Source organism: uncultured Paracoccus sp., from assembly GCF_945915435.1.
In the GTDB taxonomy this organism is placed as follows: domain Bacteria; phylum Pseudomonadota; class Alphaproteobacteria; order Rhodobacterales; family Rhodobacteraceae; genus Paracoccus.
Genome location: NZ_CAMEFG010000008.1, coordinates 52,786 through 67,525, shown reverse-complemented (window position 1 = coordinate 67,525; position 14,740 = coordinate 52,786). Strand labels below are relative to the sequence as shown.

Below are 14,740 nucleotides of genomic sequence, written 5' to 3'. Positions count from 1 at the left end.
TGGCCGTGTCCTGCGCCCTGGCGGACGTGACGGAAAAGGGGATCGCGCCTGTCGGATCGACGCGACCGGGATCAAGCCGCCGGGTTGGCCCCAGGCGGGCCGGAACACGCGCCCGGCAGGTGGGCCGGGCGGGTCCGGGTGTCGCATCATAGGGCGGCCCGACCGCCCTGTCCCGATTTGTTTGGCCCTGTCTAATCGGCCAGCGACCCGGCCAGGGCGGCACTCGCATCCTGCCCGTCGAAGGTGGTCACGCCTTCCAGCCACGGCGTCGCGGCCTGGGGATTGGCGGCCAGCCATTCGCGCGCGGCGGTGCCGGGTTCCTGCCCGTCGTTGAGGATGCGGCCCATCATCTCGTTCTCCATCTCCAGCGAGAATTCGAGATTGGACAGGAACTGGCCAAGGTTGGGGCAGTCCTGCGTCAGGTTCTGGCGGATGTTGGTGTCCACCGTCGCGCCGCCCAGGTCCGGGCCAAAGGTGTCGTCGCCGCCTTCCAGGTAGGTCATCTGGAACTGGCTGTTCATCGGATGCGGCTCCCACCCCAGGAAGACGACCGGATTGCCGGCCGAATCGGCACGCGCGACCTGCGCCAGCATGCCCTGCTCGCTTGATTCGACGATCTCGAAGGTGCCGGTGCCATAGCGGTCCTCGGCCACCATTTCCAGCAGCAGGCGGTTGCCGTCATTGCCCGGTTCGATTGCGTAGATCTTGCCATCCAGCGCATCGGCATGGGCGGCAAGATCCGCGAAATCGCCGATGCCCAGGTCGGCGCCAGCCTGATTCGTCGCCAGCGTGTATTTCGCGCCGGTCAGGTTGGTGCGCAGCACCTCGACCGTGCCTGCGTCGCGATAGGGGCGGATATCGTTTTCCTGGCTGGGCATCCAGTTGCCCAGAAAGACGTCCACATCGCCCTGCGCCATAGCGGTATAGGTGACGGGCAGCGACAGGATCTTGATTTCGCTTTGGTAGCCCAGCGCGTCCAGCACCGTCGTCGCCAGCGCCGTCGTGGCGGTGATATCGGTCCAGCCGACATCCGAAAACACCACGTCGCGGCATTCGGCCGGTTCCGCCGCCATTGCGGGGGCGGCGAGAATCGCCAGTGCCGCGGCCAGGCCATAGGGTCGAATGTGCATGTTTTGCTTGCTCCCTTGTTATTGATTGACGAGTCAATTAAGACAGAGACATCGCCTCGCGTCGAGTGCTTTATACGGAAATTGCAGGAAATGCCAAAACCTGGGGTAGAACATCTGCGCAAGGCCGCCCTGATCGAGGCGGCGATCCGCACCATCGGGCGGACGGGTTCGCTGGATGTGACGGTGGCCCAGATCGCGCGCGAGGCGGGGGTCTCCTCGGCGCTGGCGCATCATTATTTCGGCTCGAAGACCCGGATCTTCCTGGCCTCGATGCGCCGGATCCTGACCAGCTACCGCGACGCGGTGCGCGCAGCGACTGAGGCGGGGCAAAGCCCGCGAGAGCGGCTGGACGCGATCCTGCACGCCTCTTTCGCGCGCCCGAACTTCGAGCGCGAGACCATTGCCGCATGGATGAACTTCTATGCGCTGGCGCTGGTCGAACCCGAGGCGGCGCGGCTTCTGCGGGTCTATCGGTTGCGGCTGCGCTCGAACCTGGTGGCGGCGCTGCGGCCCCTGACTGGCGCGCGCGCCCCGGATCTGGCCGAGACGCTGGGGGCGCTGATCGACGGGGTTTACCTGCGCGCCGCGCTGTCGGGCGACAGCGACCCCAGAAAGGCCGAACGCATGGCAAGCGACTATCTGAAGGAAGTCCTGAAATGAGCGCAACGAACGCACACCCCCCCGCCAGCCTGTTCATCGGCGGCGAATATGTCGAGGGCGAAGGCCCCGCGCTGGACGTGCGCTATCCCTATACGGGCGAGGTGATCGCGCAATTGCGCGAGGCATCCCCCGCACAAGTCGAGGCCGCGACCCGCGCCGCCGCGTCCGCGCAGGCCGAATGGGCCGCGCTGCGCCCGGTCGAACGTGGCCGCATCCTGTCGCGCGCCGTCCAGATCATCCATGACCGGGCCGAGGAACTGGCGCGGCTGGAAACGCTGGACACCGGCAAGCCCATTCAGGAAACGCGGGTCGCCGACTGGCCCTCGGGCGCCGAGGCGCTGGAATATTTCGCCGGGCTGGCCGCGACGGTCACCGGCCAGATGATCCCGCTGGGCGGCGATTTCGTCTATACGATCCGCGAGCCGCTTGGCGTCTGCGCGGGCATCGGCGCATGGAACTACCCCAGCCAGATCGCCTGCTGGAAATCCGCGCCTGCGCTGGCGATGGGCAATGCGATGGTCTTCAAGCCAAGCGAGGAAACGCCGCTTGGCGCGCTGAAGCTGGCCGAGATCTTCGTGCAAGCCGGGATGCCCGCCGGGGTCTTCAACGTCGTGCAGGGGCGCGGCGCGGTGGGTGCGGCGCTGGTCACCGATCCGCGCGTGGCCAAGGTCTCGCTGACCGGCTCGGTTCCCACGGGGCGCAAGGTCTATGCCGCCGCCGCCGAGGGGATGCGCCATGTCACGATGGAGCTTGGCGGCAAGTCGCCCCTGATCGTTTTCGACGATGCCAGCCTGGAGGATGCGGTCGGCGCCGCGATCCTGGCGAATTTCTATTCCTCGGGGCAGGTCTGTTCCAACGGGACTCGGGTTTTCGTGCAGGACGGGCTGCACGACGCCTTTCTGGCGCGGCTGGCGGAACGCTGCGCCGATGTGCGCATGGGCGATCCGCTGGACGAGGCCACGCAGCACGGCCCCATCATCAGCCCCGCGCAGGCCGAAAAGATCCGCGCGGCCATCGCCTCGGGTCTGGCCGAGGGCGCGCGGCTGGTCTGCGGCGGGCCGGGCGAGGGGGCCTTCATCCCGCCCACGGTCTTTGCCGATGCCCGCGACGACATGACCATCACGCGCGAGGAAATCTTCGGTCCGGTGATGACCGTCCTGCGGTTCACCGACGAAGCCGAGGCCGTCACGCGGGCCAATGCCACCAGCTTCGGCCTTGCCGCCGGGGTCTTTACCCGCGACCTGGCCCGCGCCCATCGTGTCGTTGCGGCCTTGCAGGCGGGCACCTGCTGGATCAACGCCTATAACCTGACCCCGGTCGAGGCCCCCTTCGGCGGCGTCAAGCAATCGGGGATCGGGCGCGAGAACTCGGCCGCGGCCATCGAGCATTATTCGCAACTGAAATCCGTCTATGTGGGCACCGGCCCGGTCGAGGCCCCTTATTGAGGTTGAAATGAGCAACGCTGAATATGTCATCATCGGTGCCGGTTCCGCCGGCTGCGCGCTGGCTTACCGGCTTGTGATGGCCGGATGCCGGGTCGATCTGATCGAATATGGTGGAACCGATGCCGGTCCCTTCATCCAGATGCCCGCCGCCCTTTCCTATCCCATGAACATGAGCCGCTACGACTGGGGCTTCATGTCGGAACCCGAACCCAATCTGGGCGGGCGGCGGCTGGTGACGCCGCGCGGCAAGGTGATCGGGGGGTCGTCCTCGATCAACGGCATGGTTTTCGTGCGCGGACATGCCTGCGATTACGACCATTGGCGCGATGCGGGGGCCGCGGGCTGGTCCTATGCAGACGTGCTGCCCTATTTCATCCGCATGGAGAACTCGCACAGCGCGGTCAGCGACTATCGCGGCACTTCGGGACCGTTGCATGTGACGCGGGGGCCGCGCAAGAACCCGCTGTTCAACGCCTTCATCCGGGCGGGGCGCGAGGCGGGCTATCCGGTGACGGACGATTACAACGGCGCGCAGCAGGAAGGTTTCGGCGCGATGGAGGCCACCATCTGGGAAGGCCGCCGCTGGTCCGCCGCCAACGCCTATCTGCGCCCGGCGCTGAAAACCGGGCTGCTGCGGCTGCGGCGCGGCTTGGCGACGCGCATCCTGTTCGACGGGCACCGCGCCATCGGCGTGGAAATCCGCGCGGGCGGCAAGACGCAGGCGGTCCATGCCGCGCGCGAGGTCATCGTCTCGGCCAGCTCGATCAACACGCCCAAGCTGCTGATGCTGTCGGGCATCGGTCCGGCGGATCACCTGCGTGAAAACGGGGTCGCGCCGCTGATCGACCGCCCCGGCGTGGGTGCCAACCTGCAAGACCATATGGAGGTCTATATCCAGTTCCGTTCGCTTGAGCCGGTGACGCTTTACAGCCATTACAACCTTTGGGGCAAAGGCTCGATCGGGGCGCAATGGATGGCGACGGGGCAGGGGCTGGGGGCGTCGAACCAGTTCGAAAGCTGCGGCTTCATCCGGTCGCGTCCGGGGGTGGAATATCCCGATATCCAGTATCATTTCCTGCCGCTGGCGGTGCGCTACGACGGGCGCGCCTCGGCCGAGGGGCACGGCTTCCAGGTCCATGTCGGGCCGATGCGCTCGAAATCGCGCGGTTCGGTGCGGCTGAACGGCGCCGACCCCCAGGCCGCGCCGCGGATACGCTTCAACTACATGTCCCACCCCGACGACTGGACCGAGTTCCGCGCCTGCCTTCGCCTGACGCGCGAAATCTTTGCCCAGCCCGCGATGTCGCCCTATCGCGGACCCGAGATTCAGCCCGGCGAATCGGTGCAGACCGATGCGCAGATCGACGCCTTCATCCGCGATCATGCCGAATCGGCCTTTCACCCCTGTGGCACCGCGCGCATGGGCCGGGCCGATGATCCGCTGGCCGTGGTGGACCCGGAATTGCGCGTGATCGGGGTCGAGGGGCTGCGCGTCGCCGACAGTTCGATCTTCCCGCGCATCACGAACGGCAATATCAACGCGCCTTCGATCATGACCGGCGAAAAGGCCGCCGATCATATTCTGGGGCAAGGGATGCTGTCGCCGTCGGATCTTGGTCCCCGGATGGTCCCGGACTGGGAACGGCTGCAACGACCGGCAAGCTAGGGCTTGCCGGGCCTTTTCGCCAGCAGGTCCGCCAGCCCGGCGAAGGGGCGGCGGGTCTCGTCATCCGTGGCCGGATCCTCGGGCAGCGTGCCTTCGAGGCTGGCATCCGCCGCGCGGGGGTAAAGGGGCAGCGCCAGCGCCAGCGCCTCGGCCATGATGGCGGCAATGTCGATATACTGGCCAAGCGGCTCAAGTTCGTCGTCGGGCATTTCCGTCTCTTCCCCCTCGGGCGGGGCGACATGGGGGGAAAAGACCAGCCGCACCTCGTCCTCCAGTTCGGAAGCGACGGGCTGCAAGGACACCACGCAGGGCTGGACGACGCGGGCGTGCAGGCGCCCCTCGACCTGCCATGCGTCGTCGTGGACGGGCGAAACCTGCCCCTCGAATCGCAGGGCGGGCAGGTCGATCAGGCCCAGTTCCGCCGCCAGCGCGGCGCGGGCGGGCTGATCGGGGGCCAGCACGAAGGGCGTGGGCCGGTTGGGGTTCAGGTGGGCGACGCGCAACCGCGTCCTGCTGTTGTCTGAAGAAGCCATCGGATGACCTTTGCCGTTTATGCTCTTATCCAAGGGACATTCTTGAGCGTGAGGGCCGAGTTTGCTAATCCGGTCTCACGGCGTCAACAGGCGCGCAAGGGGACAGGCAAGCGATATGACAAAATTCAGGCAGCATGTGTTCGCGCTTGCCCTGGCGATTCCGGTGGTCGTGGCGGGTTGCAGCCCGACCTATCGCAACCACGGATATATCCCGCCCGAGATGAACCTGTCGCAGGTCGTCGTCGGCCAGACCAGCCAGGCCGAACTGGAATCGATCATCGGCCGGCCCAGCACGCAAGGCGTCCTGGCGGGGTCGAGCTGGTATTACGTCGGTTCGCGCTGGGAATATTTCGGCGCCCGCGAACCGCGCGAGATCGACCGGCGCGTGGTCGCCGTGCGCTTCAACGAGGCGGGCACCGTCACCAATGTCGAAAGCTTCGGGCTGGAGGATGGCCGCGTCGTCGTCCTGTCGCGCCGCGTGACCGATTCGGGGATCCAGGGCATGGGCATCATTCGCCAGATGCTGGGCAATGTCGGCCGCGTCAGCGCGGGTCAGTTGCTGGACGATTTCTGATCTGCCGGGCGCCTAGCCCCACGCCAACATATCGCGCAGCACCGTGGCAGGGCCTTCGCGGCGCGGGACCGGCTCGGCGTGCCACAGCGCATTCAGCACGGCTTCCTCGACCGCCTCGGCCGTGGCCAGAAACAGCGGGTCCAGATCCGGCTCGGCCAGCCGCTGGCAGGTCAGCAGCCCATTCGCGTCAGCCGTGGGCAGCGCGGTCGAAAACGCCACCGCGATATCGCCGCTGCCGTGGCCCAGATGGCTGCCAAGCCGCCCCAGCCCCGCGGCGGACCGCCGCGCCAGCCGTGACAACTGTCGCGAATCAAGCGGGGCGTCGGTCGCCAGCAGCATGATGATCGAGCCTTTCTCGGCCTCTGGCCGCGCCGCTTGCAGCCTGCGGCCCATCACGCGCAACTCGCCGGGCTGGCCGAAGTTCGACAGCACCAAGGCCCCCAGCACCCAACCCCCACACAGGCGCGAGGCCGTGCCGATTCCCCCCGACAGCCCGAAGCTGACCATGCCGCGCCCCGCGCCCACCGTGCCTTGCCGCACCGGCCCGCCGTCGGCCCGCCCGATTGCCGCCAGCGCGTGATCGGGCCGCAGCGCCATCGCCTGGATGTCGTTCACCCGGCCATCGTTGCATTCCAGAACCAGCGGGTTCACCGTCGGCAGCGACCGCCCGATCTGCGGGTTGTCGGCAATTGCGCGGCGGATCAGCGCCTCGGTGCCCGCCGCGACGGAAAAGGTGTTGGTCAGCAGGATCGGGGTTTCGATCTGGCCAAGCTCGGCCAGTTGCATCAGCCCGGCGCTTTTGCCGAAGCCGTTCAGCACGCAAACCCCCGCAGGCACGGGTTGGGCGAAAAGATCGCCCCCATGCGGCAGAACGGCGCTGAAGCCGGTCTGAACCGGCCCCCGGTCCAGCGTCACCTGCCCGACCTTCACCCCCGCGACATCGGTGATCGCGTTGCCCGGCCCCGCCTGCAGCGTCCACCAGCCGCCGGGACGGATGTGGTCGCGCATCAGCGCCCGGCGCCCGGCACGAATTTCAGCGCCACCCCGTTGATGCAATAGCGCAGCCCCGTGGGGGGCGGGCCGTCGGGGAAGACATGGCCCAGATGGGCGTCGCAGCGGTGGCAGCGCACCTCGGTCCTGACCATGCCGTGGCTGACGTCGCGGTGTTCGTCGATCTGCCCGCCGCTGCGGTAAAAGCTGGGCCAGCCGCAATGGCTTTCAAACTTGGTGTCGCCGTCGAAAAGCCGCGCGCCGCAGCAGATGCACTCGTAATGGCCGGGGCCTTCGGGAAAGCCGGGGTGCGAGAAGGGCCGCTCGGTCCCTGCCTGCCGGGTGACGCGGAAGGTCTCGGGGTCAAGCTGCTCGCGCCATTCGGCTTCGGATTTGACGAGTTTTTCGCTCATGGCTGATGTGCTTTCCTGTTGCCCTGCCGTTACAAGATAGGCTTAGGCTGTGTCAGGGCAAGGTGCCTGTTATCGCCTCGCGGCTTGTGAATTGGTTTGATGCGGAACGCAGCATGCAGCAGATGCAGAAGGGTCGTTATCGGCTTGCCCCGGCGGAATGCCAGGGCGACATCCTGGCCGCCCAACGCCTGCGCGCGCTTTGCTTCGGCACTGGCGGGGCCGACGCCGACGACCTGGACCCGCGGTGTCGGCATGTCCTGATCCGCGAGACCGCCAGCCGCCAGCCCGTCGCCTGCTTTCGCATGATGACCCTGCCGGACGGCGCGCGGATCGGGGCAAGCTATTCAGCGCGTTTCTACGATCTGTCGGCCCTGCGCGGCTATCGGGACCGCATGGTCGAGATCGGGCGTTTCTGCATCCACCCCGACCGCCACGACCCCGATATCCTGCGGCTGGCATGGGGTGCGTTGACCCGCCATGTCGACCGGCAGGGGGTCGGGATGCTGTTCGGCTGCTCCAGCTTTCGCGGAACCGAAGTTGCGGGTTACGAGGACGCCTTTGCCATGCTGCGCGAACGCCACCTTGGCCCGGCCCGCTGGCGCCCGCGGGTCAAGGCCCCCGATGTCTTTCGCTTTGCCCACGCGCTGCGCCTGCGCAAGCCCGACCCCCGGCGTGCGATGGCCCAGATGCCGCCACTCTTGCGCAGCTACCTGCTGATGGGGGGCTGGGTCAGCGATCACGCGGTGGTGGACCGGCAGATGAACACGCTGCACGTCTTTACCGGGCTTGAGGTCGGCGCGATTCCCCCCGCCCGCGCCAATCTGCTGCGCGCGGTTGCCGGATAGGCCATGCGCGAAATTTGCGCGGGGCGCGGAACATAATGGGAACTTCGGCTTTCTTTGCGCAAAGCCCCGCGCTATGTTGCGCCCATGACCGAGTTTGACGATTCCGACGCCTTCGAGGCCGCCATTCCCCTGTCGCAGCGCGCGATGGCGGCGCGGCCCGCGCCCTATCTGGACGGCCTGAACCCGGCGCAGCGCGCGGCGGTCGAATCGCTGGACGGGCCGGTCCTGCTGCTGGCGGGGGCGGGCACCGGCAAGACGCGGGCGCTGACGACGCGCATCGCGCATATCCTGATGCAGGGGCTGGCGCGCCCCGGCCAGATCCTTGCCGTGACCTTCACCAACAAGGCCGCGCATGAGATGAAAGAGCGTATCGGCCGCCTGCTCGGCCAGACGGTCGAGGGGATGCCCTGGCTGGGCACCTTCCACTCGGTCAGCGTCAAGATCCTGCGCCGCCATGCCGAACTGGTCGGCAATGGCGATCTGCACCTGAAACCCTCTTTCACGATCCTGGACACCGACGACCAGTTGCGGCTGCTCAAGCAGTTGATCGCGGCCGAGGGGATCGACGAAAAACGCTGGCCCGCCCGGCAGTTGGCGGGGCTGATCGACGGCTGGAAGAACCGCGCGCTGACGCCCGCGCGCGTGCCGAAATCGGACGCGCGGGCATATGACGGGCGGGGCGTCGCGCTGTATCGGGCCTATCAGGACCGGCTGCTGGCGCTGAATGCGGTCGATTTCGGCGATCTGCTGCTGCATTGCGTCAGCATCTTCCAGGCCCATCCCGACGTGCTGGACCAGTGGCGGGAACGGTTCCGCTATATCCTGGTGGACGAATACCAGGACACCAACACCGCGCAATACCTGTGGTTGCGGCTCTTGGCGCAGGGGCATCGCAACATCTGCGTGGTGGGCGACGACGACCAGTCGATCTATGGCTGGCGCGGGGCCGAGGTGGACAATATCCTGCGCTTTGAAAGCGACTTTCCGGGCGCGCAGGTGATCCGGCTGGAACAGAACTACCGCTCGACCGCGCATATCCTTGCCGCGGCCTCGGGGCTGATCGCGGCCAACCAGGGGCGGCTTGGCAAGACGCTGTGGACCGAGGCCGAAGGGGGCGAGAAAGTGCGCCTCATCGGTCATTGGGACAGCGAGGCCGAAGCCCGCTGGATCGGCGAAGAGATCGAGGCCTTTCACGGCGGCCACCGCCACAGCATCGGCCAGCGCAGCCTGAACCAGATCGCGATCCTTGTCCGCGCCAGCCACCAGATGCGCGCCTTCGAGGACCGCTTCATGACGATCGGCCTGCCTTACCGCGTGATCGGCGGCCCGCGCTTTTACGAAAGGCAGGAAATCCGTGACGCGATGGCCTATTTCCGCCTGGCGGTCTCGCCCGCCGACGACCTTGCGTTCGAGCGGATCGTGAACCTGCCCCGGCGCGGGCTTGGCGACAAGGCGGTGCAGGTGATCCAGCGCGAGGCGCGCGACAGGGGCCTGTCGCTGCTGGAAGGCGCGGCTGCCGTGGTGGCCAGCGGGGCGCTTGGCGGCAAGGGCGCGGCTGCGCTGCGCGCCTTCACGCAGAACATGGGCCGCTGGCATGCCGATACGCTGGACGCAGGCGTCAACCATGTCGAACTGGCCGAGCGTATCCTGGACGAATCGGGCTATACCGCCATGTGGCAGAACGACAAGTCGCCCGACGCGCCGGGGCGGCTGGACAACCTCAAGGAACTGGTCAAGGCGCTTGAGGATTTCGACAATCTGCAAGGCTTTCTGGAACATGTCGCGCTGGTCATGGACCGCGAATCGGGCGATGCGGTCGAGCAGGTCAGCATCATGACGCTGCACGCCGCCAAGGGCCTGGAATATCCCATCGTCTTTCTGCCGGGGTGGGAAGACGGGCTGTTTCCCAGCCAGCGCAGCATGGACGAAACCGGCAATCGCGGGCTGGAGGAGGAGCGCAGGCTGGCCTATGTCGGCCTGACCCGTGCCGAGGATCTGGCGACGATCAGCTTTGCCGGCAACCGGCGGCTTTACGGGCAATGGCAATCCAGCCTGCCCTCGCGCTTCATCGACGAATTGCCGCAAGACCATATCGAGGTGCTGACCCCGCCGGGCCTTTACGGCGGCGGCTACGGGGCGGCGGCGCAGGTCGCAGGCTCGACCGCGATGCATGACCGGGCGGCGCGGGCGGATGTCTACAACTCGCCCGGATGGCGGCGGATGCAGGAACGCGCGGGCCAGCGCGCGCAGGCGGTCCATCGCAAGCCGGTCGTCATCGACGCCGAACCCGCGGCTGAATTTTCCGTCGGCGACCGCGTTTTCCACCAGAAATTCGGCAAGGGCACGATCATGGGCATTGCCGAGGATACGCTGACCGTCCAGTTCCAGACCGGGTTCAAGACGGTCAAGGCCTCTTATGTCCAGCCCGGCGATTCGGCGGGTGGCGACGTTCCATTCTGATCCCCTTGCTTGACGCTGCCCGCCAACGGCCCTATCTGCGACAATACGCAGATGGCCGGATGGCCGCGGGGGTCTTCGGACCCACGAGGAAAGTCCGGACTCCATGAAGGCACGGTGCCGGGTAACGCCCGGCGGGGGCGACCCCAGGGAAAGCGCCACAGAGAAGAGACCGCCCATGCGCGCATGGGCAAGGGTGAAACGGTAGGGTAAGAGCCTACCGCGGGACGGGCAACCGGACCGGCACGGCAAGCCCCACCGGGAGCAATGCCGAATAGGGACCGCGCGCCGCAAGGCAGGGCTGCCTTCGCCCCAGCAGGTCCGGGTTGGCAGCCAGACCCCGTTGGCAACAGCGGGGCTAGAGGAATGGTCATCGAAGGGGGCGACCCCGGAACAAAATCCGGCTTACAGGCCATCTGCGTGTTTTCCCCGCGTTTGCGCCCTTTTCAGGTTGACTCTGACCGTTTTGCGACTAAAAAGCGGGCTTCCAAGGGATTTCCGGGGTGAATCGCGGCCTTAGCCTGCCGCCCCGCAGCAGGAGCGATAACCAATGGCGAAGCCGACGACGATCAAGATCCGTCTGAACTCGACGGCCGGAACCGGGCATTTCTATGTCACCAAGAAAAACGCCCGCACGATGACCGAAAAGATGACGGTCAACAAATACGATCCGGTCGTGCGCAAACATGTCGAATACAAGGAAGGCAAGATCAAGTAATCTTGCCCGACAGGACAACCTGTTGCAGCCGCGCCCCTCGGGTCGCGGCCTTTCTTTTCGGCGCCTATTCCGGCGGTGACAGTTCCAGCAGCGCGCGGCGAAAGGCGGGGTCGGACAGGACCACCTCTTTCGCGCCAAGGACGCGGGCGCGTTTCAGGGCAAGGGCGGTCAGGCGCTGCGCCTGTTCGACCGCCTGCGCGGGGGTCGCGCCGCCGCCCAGCTCTGCCGTCAGCAGCCCGGTATAAAGGTCGCCCGTCCCCGACAGGAAAATCGGCAGATAGGGCGTCGGGTGGCGGGTCTCGCCATGCCCGGACAGGATGACGCTTTCGATCATGCCTTCGGGTGTGTCGTCCAGCTTGCAGCCGGTGGCGATCAGCAGCGCCTGGGGGGTCATGTTCAGCCGTTGCCGTGCGCGATGCAGGTCGGCCAGGGTGTGGATGTCCAGCCCGGTCAGCCAGCCAAGTTCAAACTGGTTGGGGGTGGCAAGGTCGGCCTGCGGCAACAGGTCCGCGCGCATGATGGCGGCGATCTCGGGCGGAACGTAAAGCCCCGGCCCGGTGTCGCCCATCACCGGGTCGCAGATATAGCGCAGGCCGGGATTTGCTGCCTTGGCCCCGGCCACGAAACGCGCCGCCATCCGCGCCACCTCGACCGAGCCGATATAGCCCGACAGGACAAAGGACGCGCGGGCGGGCAGCCCGCGCTCCTCGGCCCCCGTCAGCAGGTCGGCGAAGATTTCGGGCGGTGTCGGGCAGCCGCGCAGCGTCGGATAATGCGGCGTGTTGGAAAAAAGCACGGTCGGGATCGCTGCGACCTCCAGCCCCGCCGCCTGCATGGGAAAGATCGCGGCGGAATTGCCGACATGGCCAAAGACCACCTGGCTCTGGATCGAGATGACGAGCGGCGGTTTCTTCATTCGCGGCCCTCCAGGCGCTTGTTCCAATCCTCGACCCGGCCGCTGTCCAGCCGCCGGATGGCGTATTTGCGCCACCCTTCGGCCAGAACGTCAAGGGCGGCGATGCCGCGCAGCTCGGCCAGGTTCATGCGGTCGACGTAAAGCGCATGCCACAACCGGCGCAGCGTCCATTCCGGCGCGATGCGATCATCAAGCGCAAGCAGGTCGCCGGGGGCGACCCGGCCCGGTTGCAGGACGCGGTAATACCAGCCCGTGCGCCCGGTTCCCTGCACCCGCCGCGCCATGTCGGGCACGCCGAAGCGCCGGTTCAGCTTCCAGCACGGCTGGCGCCCCTGCGAGACCTGCACCAGCGCGCCGCCAAGCCGGAAGATGTCGCCGACGGCCACGTTTTCCTCGGTCAGGCCGGTGGTCGAGATGTTCTCGCCAAAGCCGCCGGGCCGGGCCAGGTCGGGCAGGGGGCCAAGCTCGGCCCGCCAATCGGGGTAATGTTCGGCGGGATAGTGATGGACCGCCTTTTCGATGCCGCCGTGAACGCGCAGGTCGGCCTGTTCGTCGCCCTCCAGGCCAAGTGCGCCCAGTTGCAGCGGGCCGGTGACGGGGGTCTTGTAGATCCCGCTGGTCCGGTCGCTGTCGGGCAGGGGGCGGACCCGCCCGGTCAGCAGGGTGGTCGTTGCGGGCTGGGGCGGGCGGTCGGGCATCGGTGCTGCCTTTCATTCGTCGGCCCAGATGTCGCAAATCCGCGCGCCCGGTGGAAGGGGTTGCGCTATTGCGCCGCGATTCCGGTCCGCTGCGGGTTGCAGGGGGCGACGGTCATGCCCACCCGTTCCAGCAGGTCGGCGTCCTGCCAGCTTGCCGGGTTCTCGGTCGTCAGCAGCATGTCGCCCACGAAGATCGAGTTCGCCCCGGCCAGGAAGCACAGCACTTGCAGTTCATCGCTCATCCCCGTGCGGCCGGCGGACAGCCTGACGATGCTGGCGGGCATCAGGATGCGGGCCAGCGCGATGGTGCGCACCAGTGCGAAGGGATCGACGGGGCGGGCGCGTTCCTGCACCGGCACGCCCTCGACCCGGTTCCACAGGTTGATCGGCACGCTGTCGGGGTGGGCGGGCAGCGTGGCCAGCGTTACCAGCATCGAGATGCGGTCGCCCTCGGCCTCGCCCATGCCGATGATGCCGCCGCAGCAGGTGCGGATGCCGCCCTTGCGGACATGTTCCAGCGTTTCCAGCCGGTCCCCGATCGTCCGGGTCGAGGCGATCTGCGCATAATATTCGGGCGAGGTGTCGATGTTGTGGTTGTAGAAATCCAGCCCCGCCGCCTTCAGCTTCGCGACCTGCGCGGGCGTCAGCATCCCCAGGGTCATGCAGGTCTCCAGCCCCAACCCGCTGACTTCGCGCACCATGTCGCACAGCTTGTCCATGTCGCGGTCCTTGGGGCTGCGCCAGGCCGCACCCATGCAGAAACGCTGCGCCCCCGCCGCCTTGGCGCGCCGGGCGGCCGCGACGACCTCGGCCTTGTCCATCAGCCGGGTCGCCTTGACGCCCGTATCGTGATGCGCGCTTTGCGAACAATAGCCGCAATCCTCGGGGCAGCCGCCGGTCTTGATGGACAGAAGGCTGGCCGTCTCGATCACGGTCGGGTCGAAATGGGCGGCGTGGACCCGGCCCGCGCGGGCCATCAGCAGGGGCAGGGGCAGGGCGTGGATCCGGCCCGCCTCGTCCAGGGTCCAGTCGCGGCGGATCATTGCGCGCCGCCTTTCAGGCGCTGCCAGCCACGGGCCAGCGCGCAGACCAGCGCGATCTTCAGCAGGTCTCCGGCAAGGAAGGGCGTCAGCCCGGCGGCCAGCAACTCGCGGGCGGGGACGAAATTGCCAAGCCAGGCAAGGCCAAGGGCGTAGACGGTTGCAAGCCCTGCCAGCATCGCCATCGCCTGCCGGGGCAACGAGGCCCCACGCGCCAGCCAGCCGATCAGGCCCGCCGCGACCAGATAGCCCAGCAGATAACCGCCCGTCGGCCCGAACATATAGGCAAGGCCGATACCCCGCTCGGGCGAGCCGGAAAAGACCGGCGCCCCCGCCGCGCCCGCCGCCAGATAGGCCGCCATCGCGGCAAGCGCCAGGCGCGGGCCAAAGCTGACCGCGATCCAGAACACTGCCAGCGTGTGCAGCGTCATCGGCACCGGCCAGAAGGGGATCTGGGTCTTTGCGCCAAGCGTGATCAGCGCGGCCCCCGCCACCGTGCAGGCCGCGAATTTCGTGATGCTTGTCCCTTGGGGGATGGAATGGCTGTGGGTGGACATGTGTGCTCCGTCGATATCGGTCAAGATATCTATAAACAGGGCAAGGTATCGGGATCGCTGCAAGCAGGATTATAGATAATTTATAAATATTCGCGTAG

Annotated in this window: 15 protein-coding genes and 1 other RNA gene; 8 read left to right on the top strand and 8 right to left on the bottom strand. The window is 67.1% G+C overall.

Annotated elements, in window-relative coordinates; translation table 11 throughout:
- Positions 1-191: 191 nt before the first annotated feature.
- Complete coding sequence (gene choX, locus Q0O97_RS04570; RefSeq protein WP_294925547.1) at positions 192-1,130, bottom strand: choline ABC transporter substrate-binding protein; 939 nt, start codon at positions 1,128-1,130, stop codon at positions 192-194.
- A 90-nt stretch (positions 1,131-1,220) separates the two neighbouring features.
- On the opposite strand from choX, the gene betI reads away from it, so the two are divergent.
- From betI to betA, 3 genes are read left to right on the top strand one after another with little or no spacing between them, the layout of a single operon-like run.
- The gene (betI, locus tag Q0O97_RS04565) at positions 1,221-1,790 is read left to right on the top strand and encodes a transcriptional regulator BetI (RefSeq protein WP_294925544.1); all 570 of its coding nucleotides are present in this window, start codon (positions 1,221-1,223) and stop codon (positions 1,788-1,790) included.
- Positions 1,787-3,235 (top strand): betaine-aldehyde dehydrogenase, encoded by a 1,449-nt coding sequence (gene betB, locus Q0O97_RS04560; RefSeq protein WP_294925541.1) that lies wholly within the window; start codon positions 1,787-1,789, stop codon positions 3,233-3,235. Before betI ends, betB begins: the two co-directional genes overlap by 4 nt.
- Before the next feature lie 7 nt (positions 3,236-3,242).
- Positions 3,243-4,901: a choline dehydrogenase gene (gene betA / locus Q0O97_RS04555; protein ID WP_294925539.1), complete on the top strand. Its 1,659-nt coding sequence runs from the start codon at positions 3,243-3,245 to the stop codon at positions 4,899-4,901.
- Here the strand turns inward: betA and Q0O97_RS04550 are convergent.
- Positions 4,898-5,434: a YceD family protein gene (locus Q0O97_RS04550; protein ID WP_294925536.1), complete on the bottom strand. Its 537-nt coding sequence runs from the start codon at positions 5,432-5,434 to the stop codon at positions 4,898-4,900. The two genes, betA and Q0O97_RS04550, sit on opposite strands and share 4 nt — an antisense overlap.
- A 115-nt stretch (positions 5,435-5,549) precedes the next feature.
- Here Q0O97_RS04550 and bamE point away from each other — a divergent pair, with 115 nt between their 5' ends.
- Positions 5,550-6,008 (top strand): outer membrane protein assembly factor BamE, encoded by a 459-nt coding sequence (gene bamE, locus Q0O97_RS04545; RefSeq protein WP_294925533.1) that lies wholly within the window; start codon positions 5,550-5,552, stop codon positions 6,006-6,008.
- Between the two features lie 12 nt (positions 6,009-6,020).
- Here bamE and Q0O97_RS04540 read toward each other — a convergent pair whose 3' ends face one another.
- Complete coding sequence (locus tag Q0O97_RS04540) at positions 6,021-7,016, bottom strand: P1 family peptidase (RefSeq protein ID WP_294925530.1); 996 nt, start codon at positions 7,014-7,016, stop codon at positions 6,021-6,023.
- On the bottom strand, positions 7,016-7,411 hold the full coding sequence (gene msrB, locus Q0O97_RS04535; RefSeq protein WP_294925527.1) for a peptide-methionine (R)-S-oxide reductase MsrB: 396 nt from the start codon (positions 7,409-7,411) through the stop codon (positions 7,016-7,018). Before msrB ends, Q0O97_RS04540 begins: the two co-directional genes overlap by 1 nt.
- A gap of 113 nt (positions 7,412-7,524) precedes the next feature.
- Between msrB and Q0O97_RS04530 the strand changes: the two genes are divergently transcribed.
- The 4 genes from Q0O97_RS04530 (at position 7,525) to rpmG (ending at position 11,431) form a co-directional block, all read left to right on the top strand.
- The gene (locus tag Q0O97_RS04530; RefSeq protein WP_294925524.1) at positions 7,525-8,256 is read left to right on the top strand and encodes a GNAT family N-acetyltransferase; all 732 of its coding nucleotides are present in this window, start codon (positions 7,525-7,527) and stop codon (positions 8,254-8,256) included.
- Positions 8,257-8,340: 84 nt separating this feature from the next.
- Positions 8,341-10,716, top strand: coding sequence for a UvrD-helicase domain-containing protein (locus Q0O97_RS04525; protein WP_294925521.1), 2,376 nt, complete (start codon positions 8,341-8,343; stop codon positions 10,714-10,716).
- Positions 10,717-10,763: 47 nt separating this feature from the next.
- Positions 10,764-11,137: RNase P RNA component class A (rnpB, locus tag Q0O97_RS04520), an RNA gene on the top strand.
- A gap of 126 nt (positions 11,138-11,263) precedes the next feature.
- Positions 11,264-11,431, top strand: a complete 168-nt coding sequence (rpmG, locus tag Q0O97_RS04515) for a 50S ribosomal protein L33 (protein ID WP_011750518.1) — start codon at positions 11,264-11,266, stop codon at positions 11,429-11,431.
- 64 nt (positions 11,432-11,495) lie between these two features.
- Here rpmG and pdxY read toward each other — a convergent pair whose 3' ends face one another.
- The 4 genes from pdxY to Q0O97_RS04495 form a co-directional block, all read right to left on the bottom strand.
- Positions 11,496-12,347 carry a pyridoxal kinase gene (pdxY, locus tag Q0O97_RS04510; protein ID WP_294925501.1) on the bottom strand — a complete coding sequence of 284 codons (852 nt, stop codon included), beginning with the start codon at positions 12,345-12,347 and terminating at the stop codon, positions 11,496-11,498.
- Positions 12,344-13,045 (bottom strand): MOSC domain-containing protein, encoded by a 702-nt coding sequence (locus tag Q0O97_RS04505; protein ID WP_294925498.1) that lies wholly within the window; start codon positions 13,043-13,045, stop codon positions 12,344-12,346. The genes pdxY and Q0O97_RS04505 overlap by 4 nt, the downstream gene beginning before the upstream one ends.
- Before the next feature lie 65 nt (positions 13,046-13,110).
- Positions 13,111-14,088, bottom strand: coding sequence for a biotin synthase BioB (gene bioB, locus Q0O97_RS04500; RefSeq protein WP_294925495.1), 978 nt, complete (start codon positions 14,086-14,088; stop codon positions 13,111-13,113).
- The gene (locus tag Q0O97_RS04495; protein ID WP_294925492.1) at positions 14,085-14,642 is read right to left on the bottom strand and encodes a biotin transporter BioY; all 558 of its coding nucleotides are present in this window, start codon (positions 14,640-14,642) and stop codon (positions 14,085-14,087) included. Before Q0O97_RS04495 ends, bioB begins: the two co-directional genes overlap by 4 nt.
- Between the last annotated feature and the right edge of the window lie 98 nt (positions 14,643-14,740).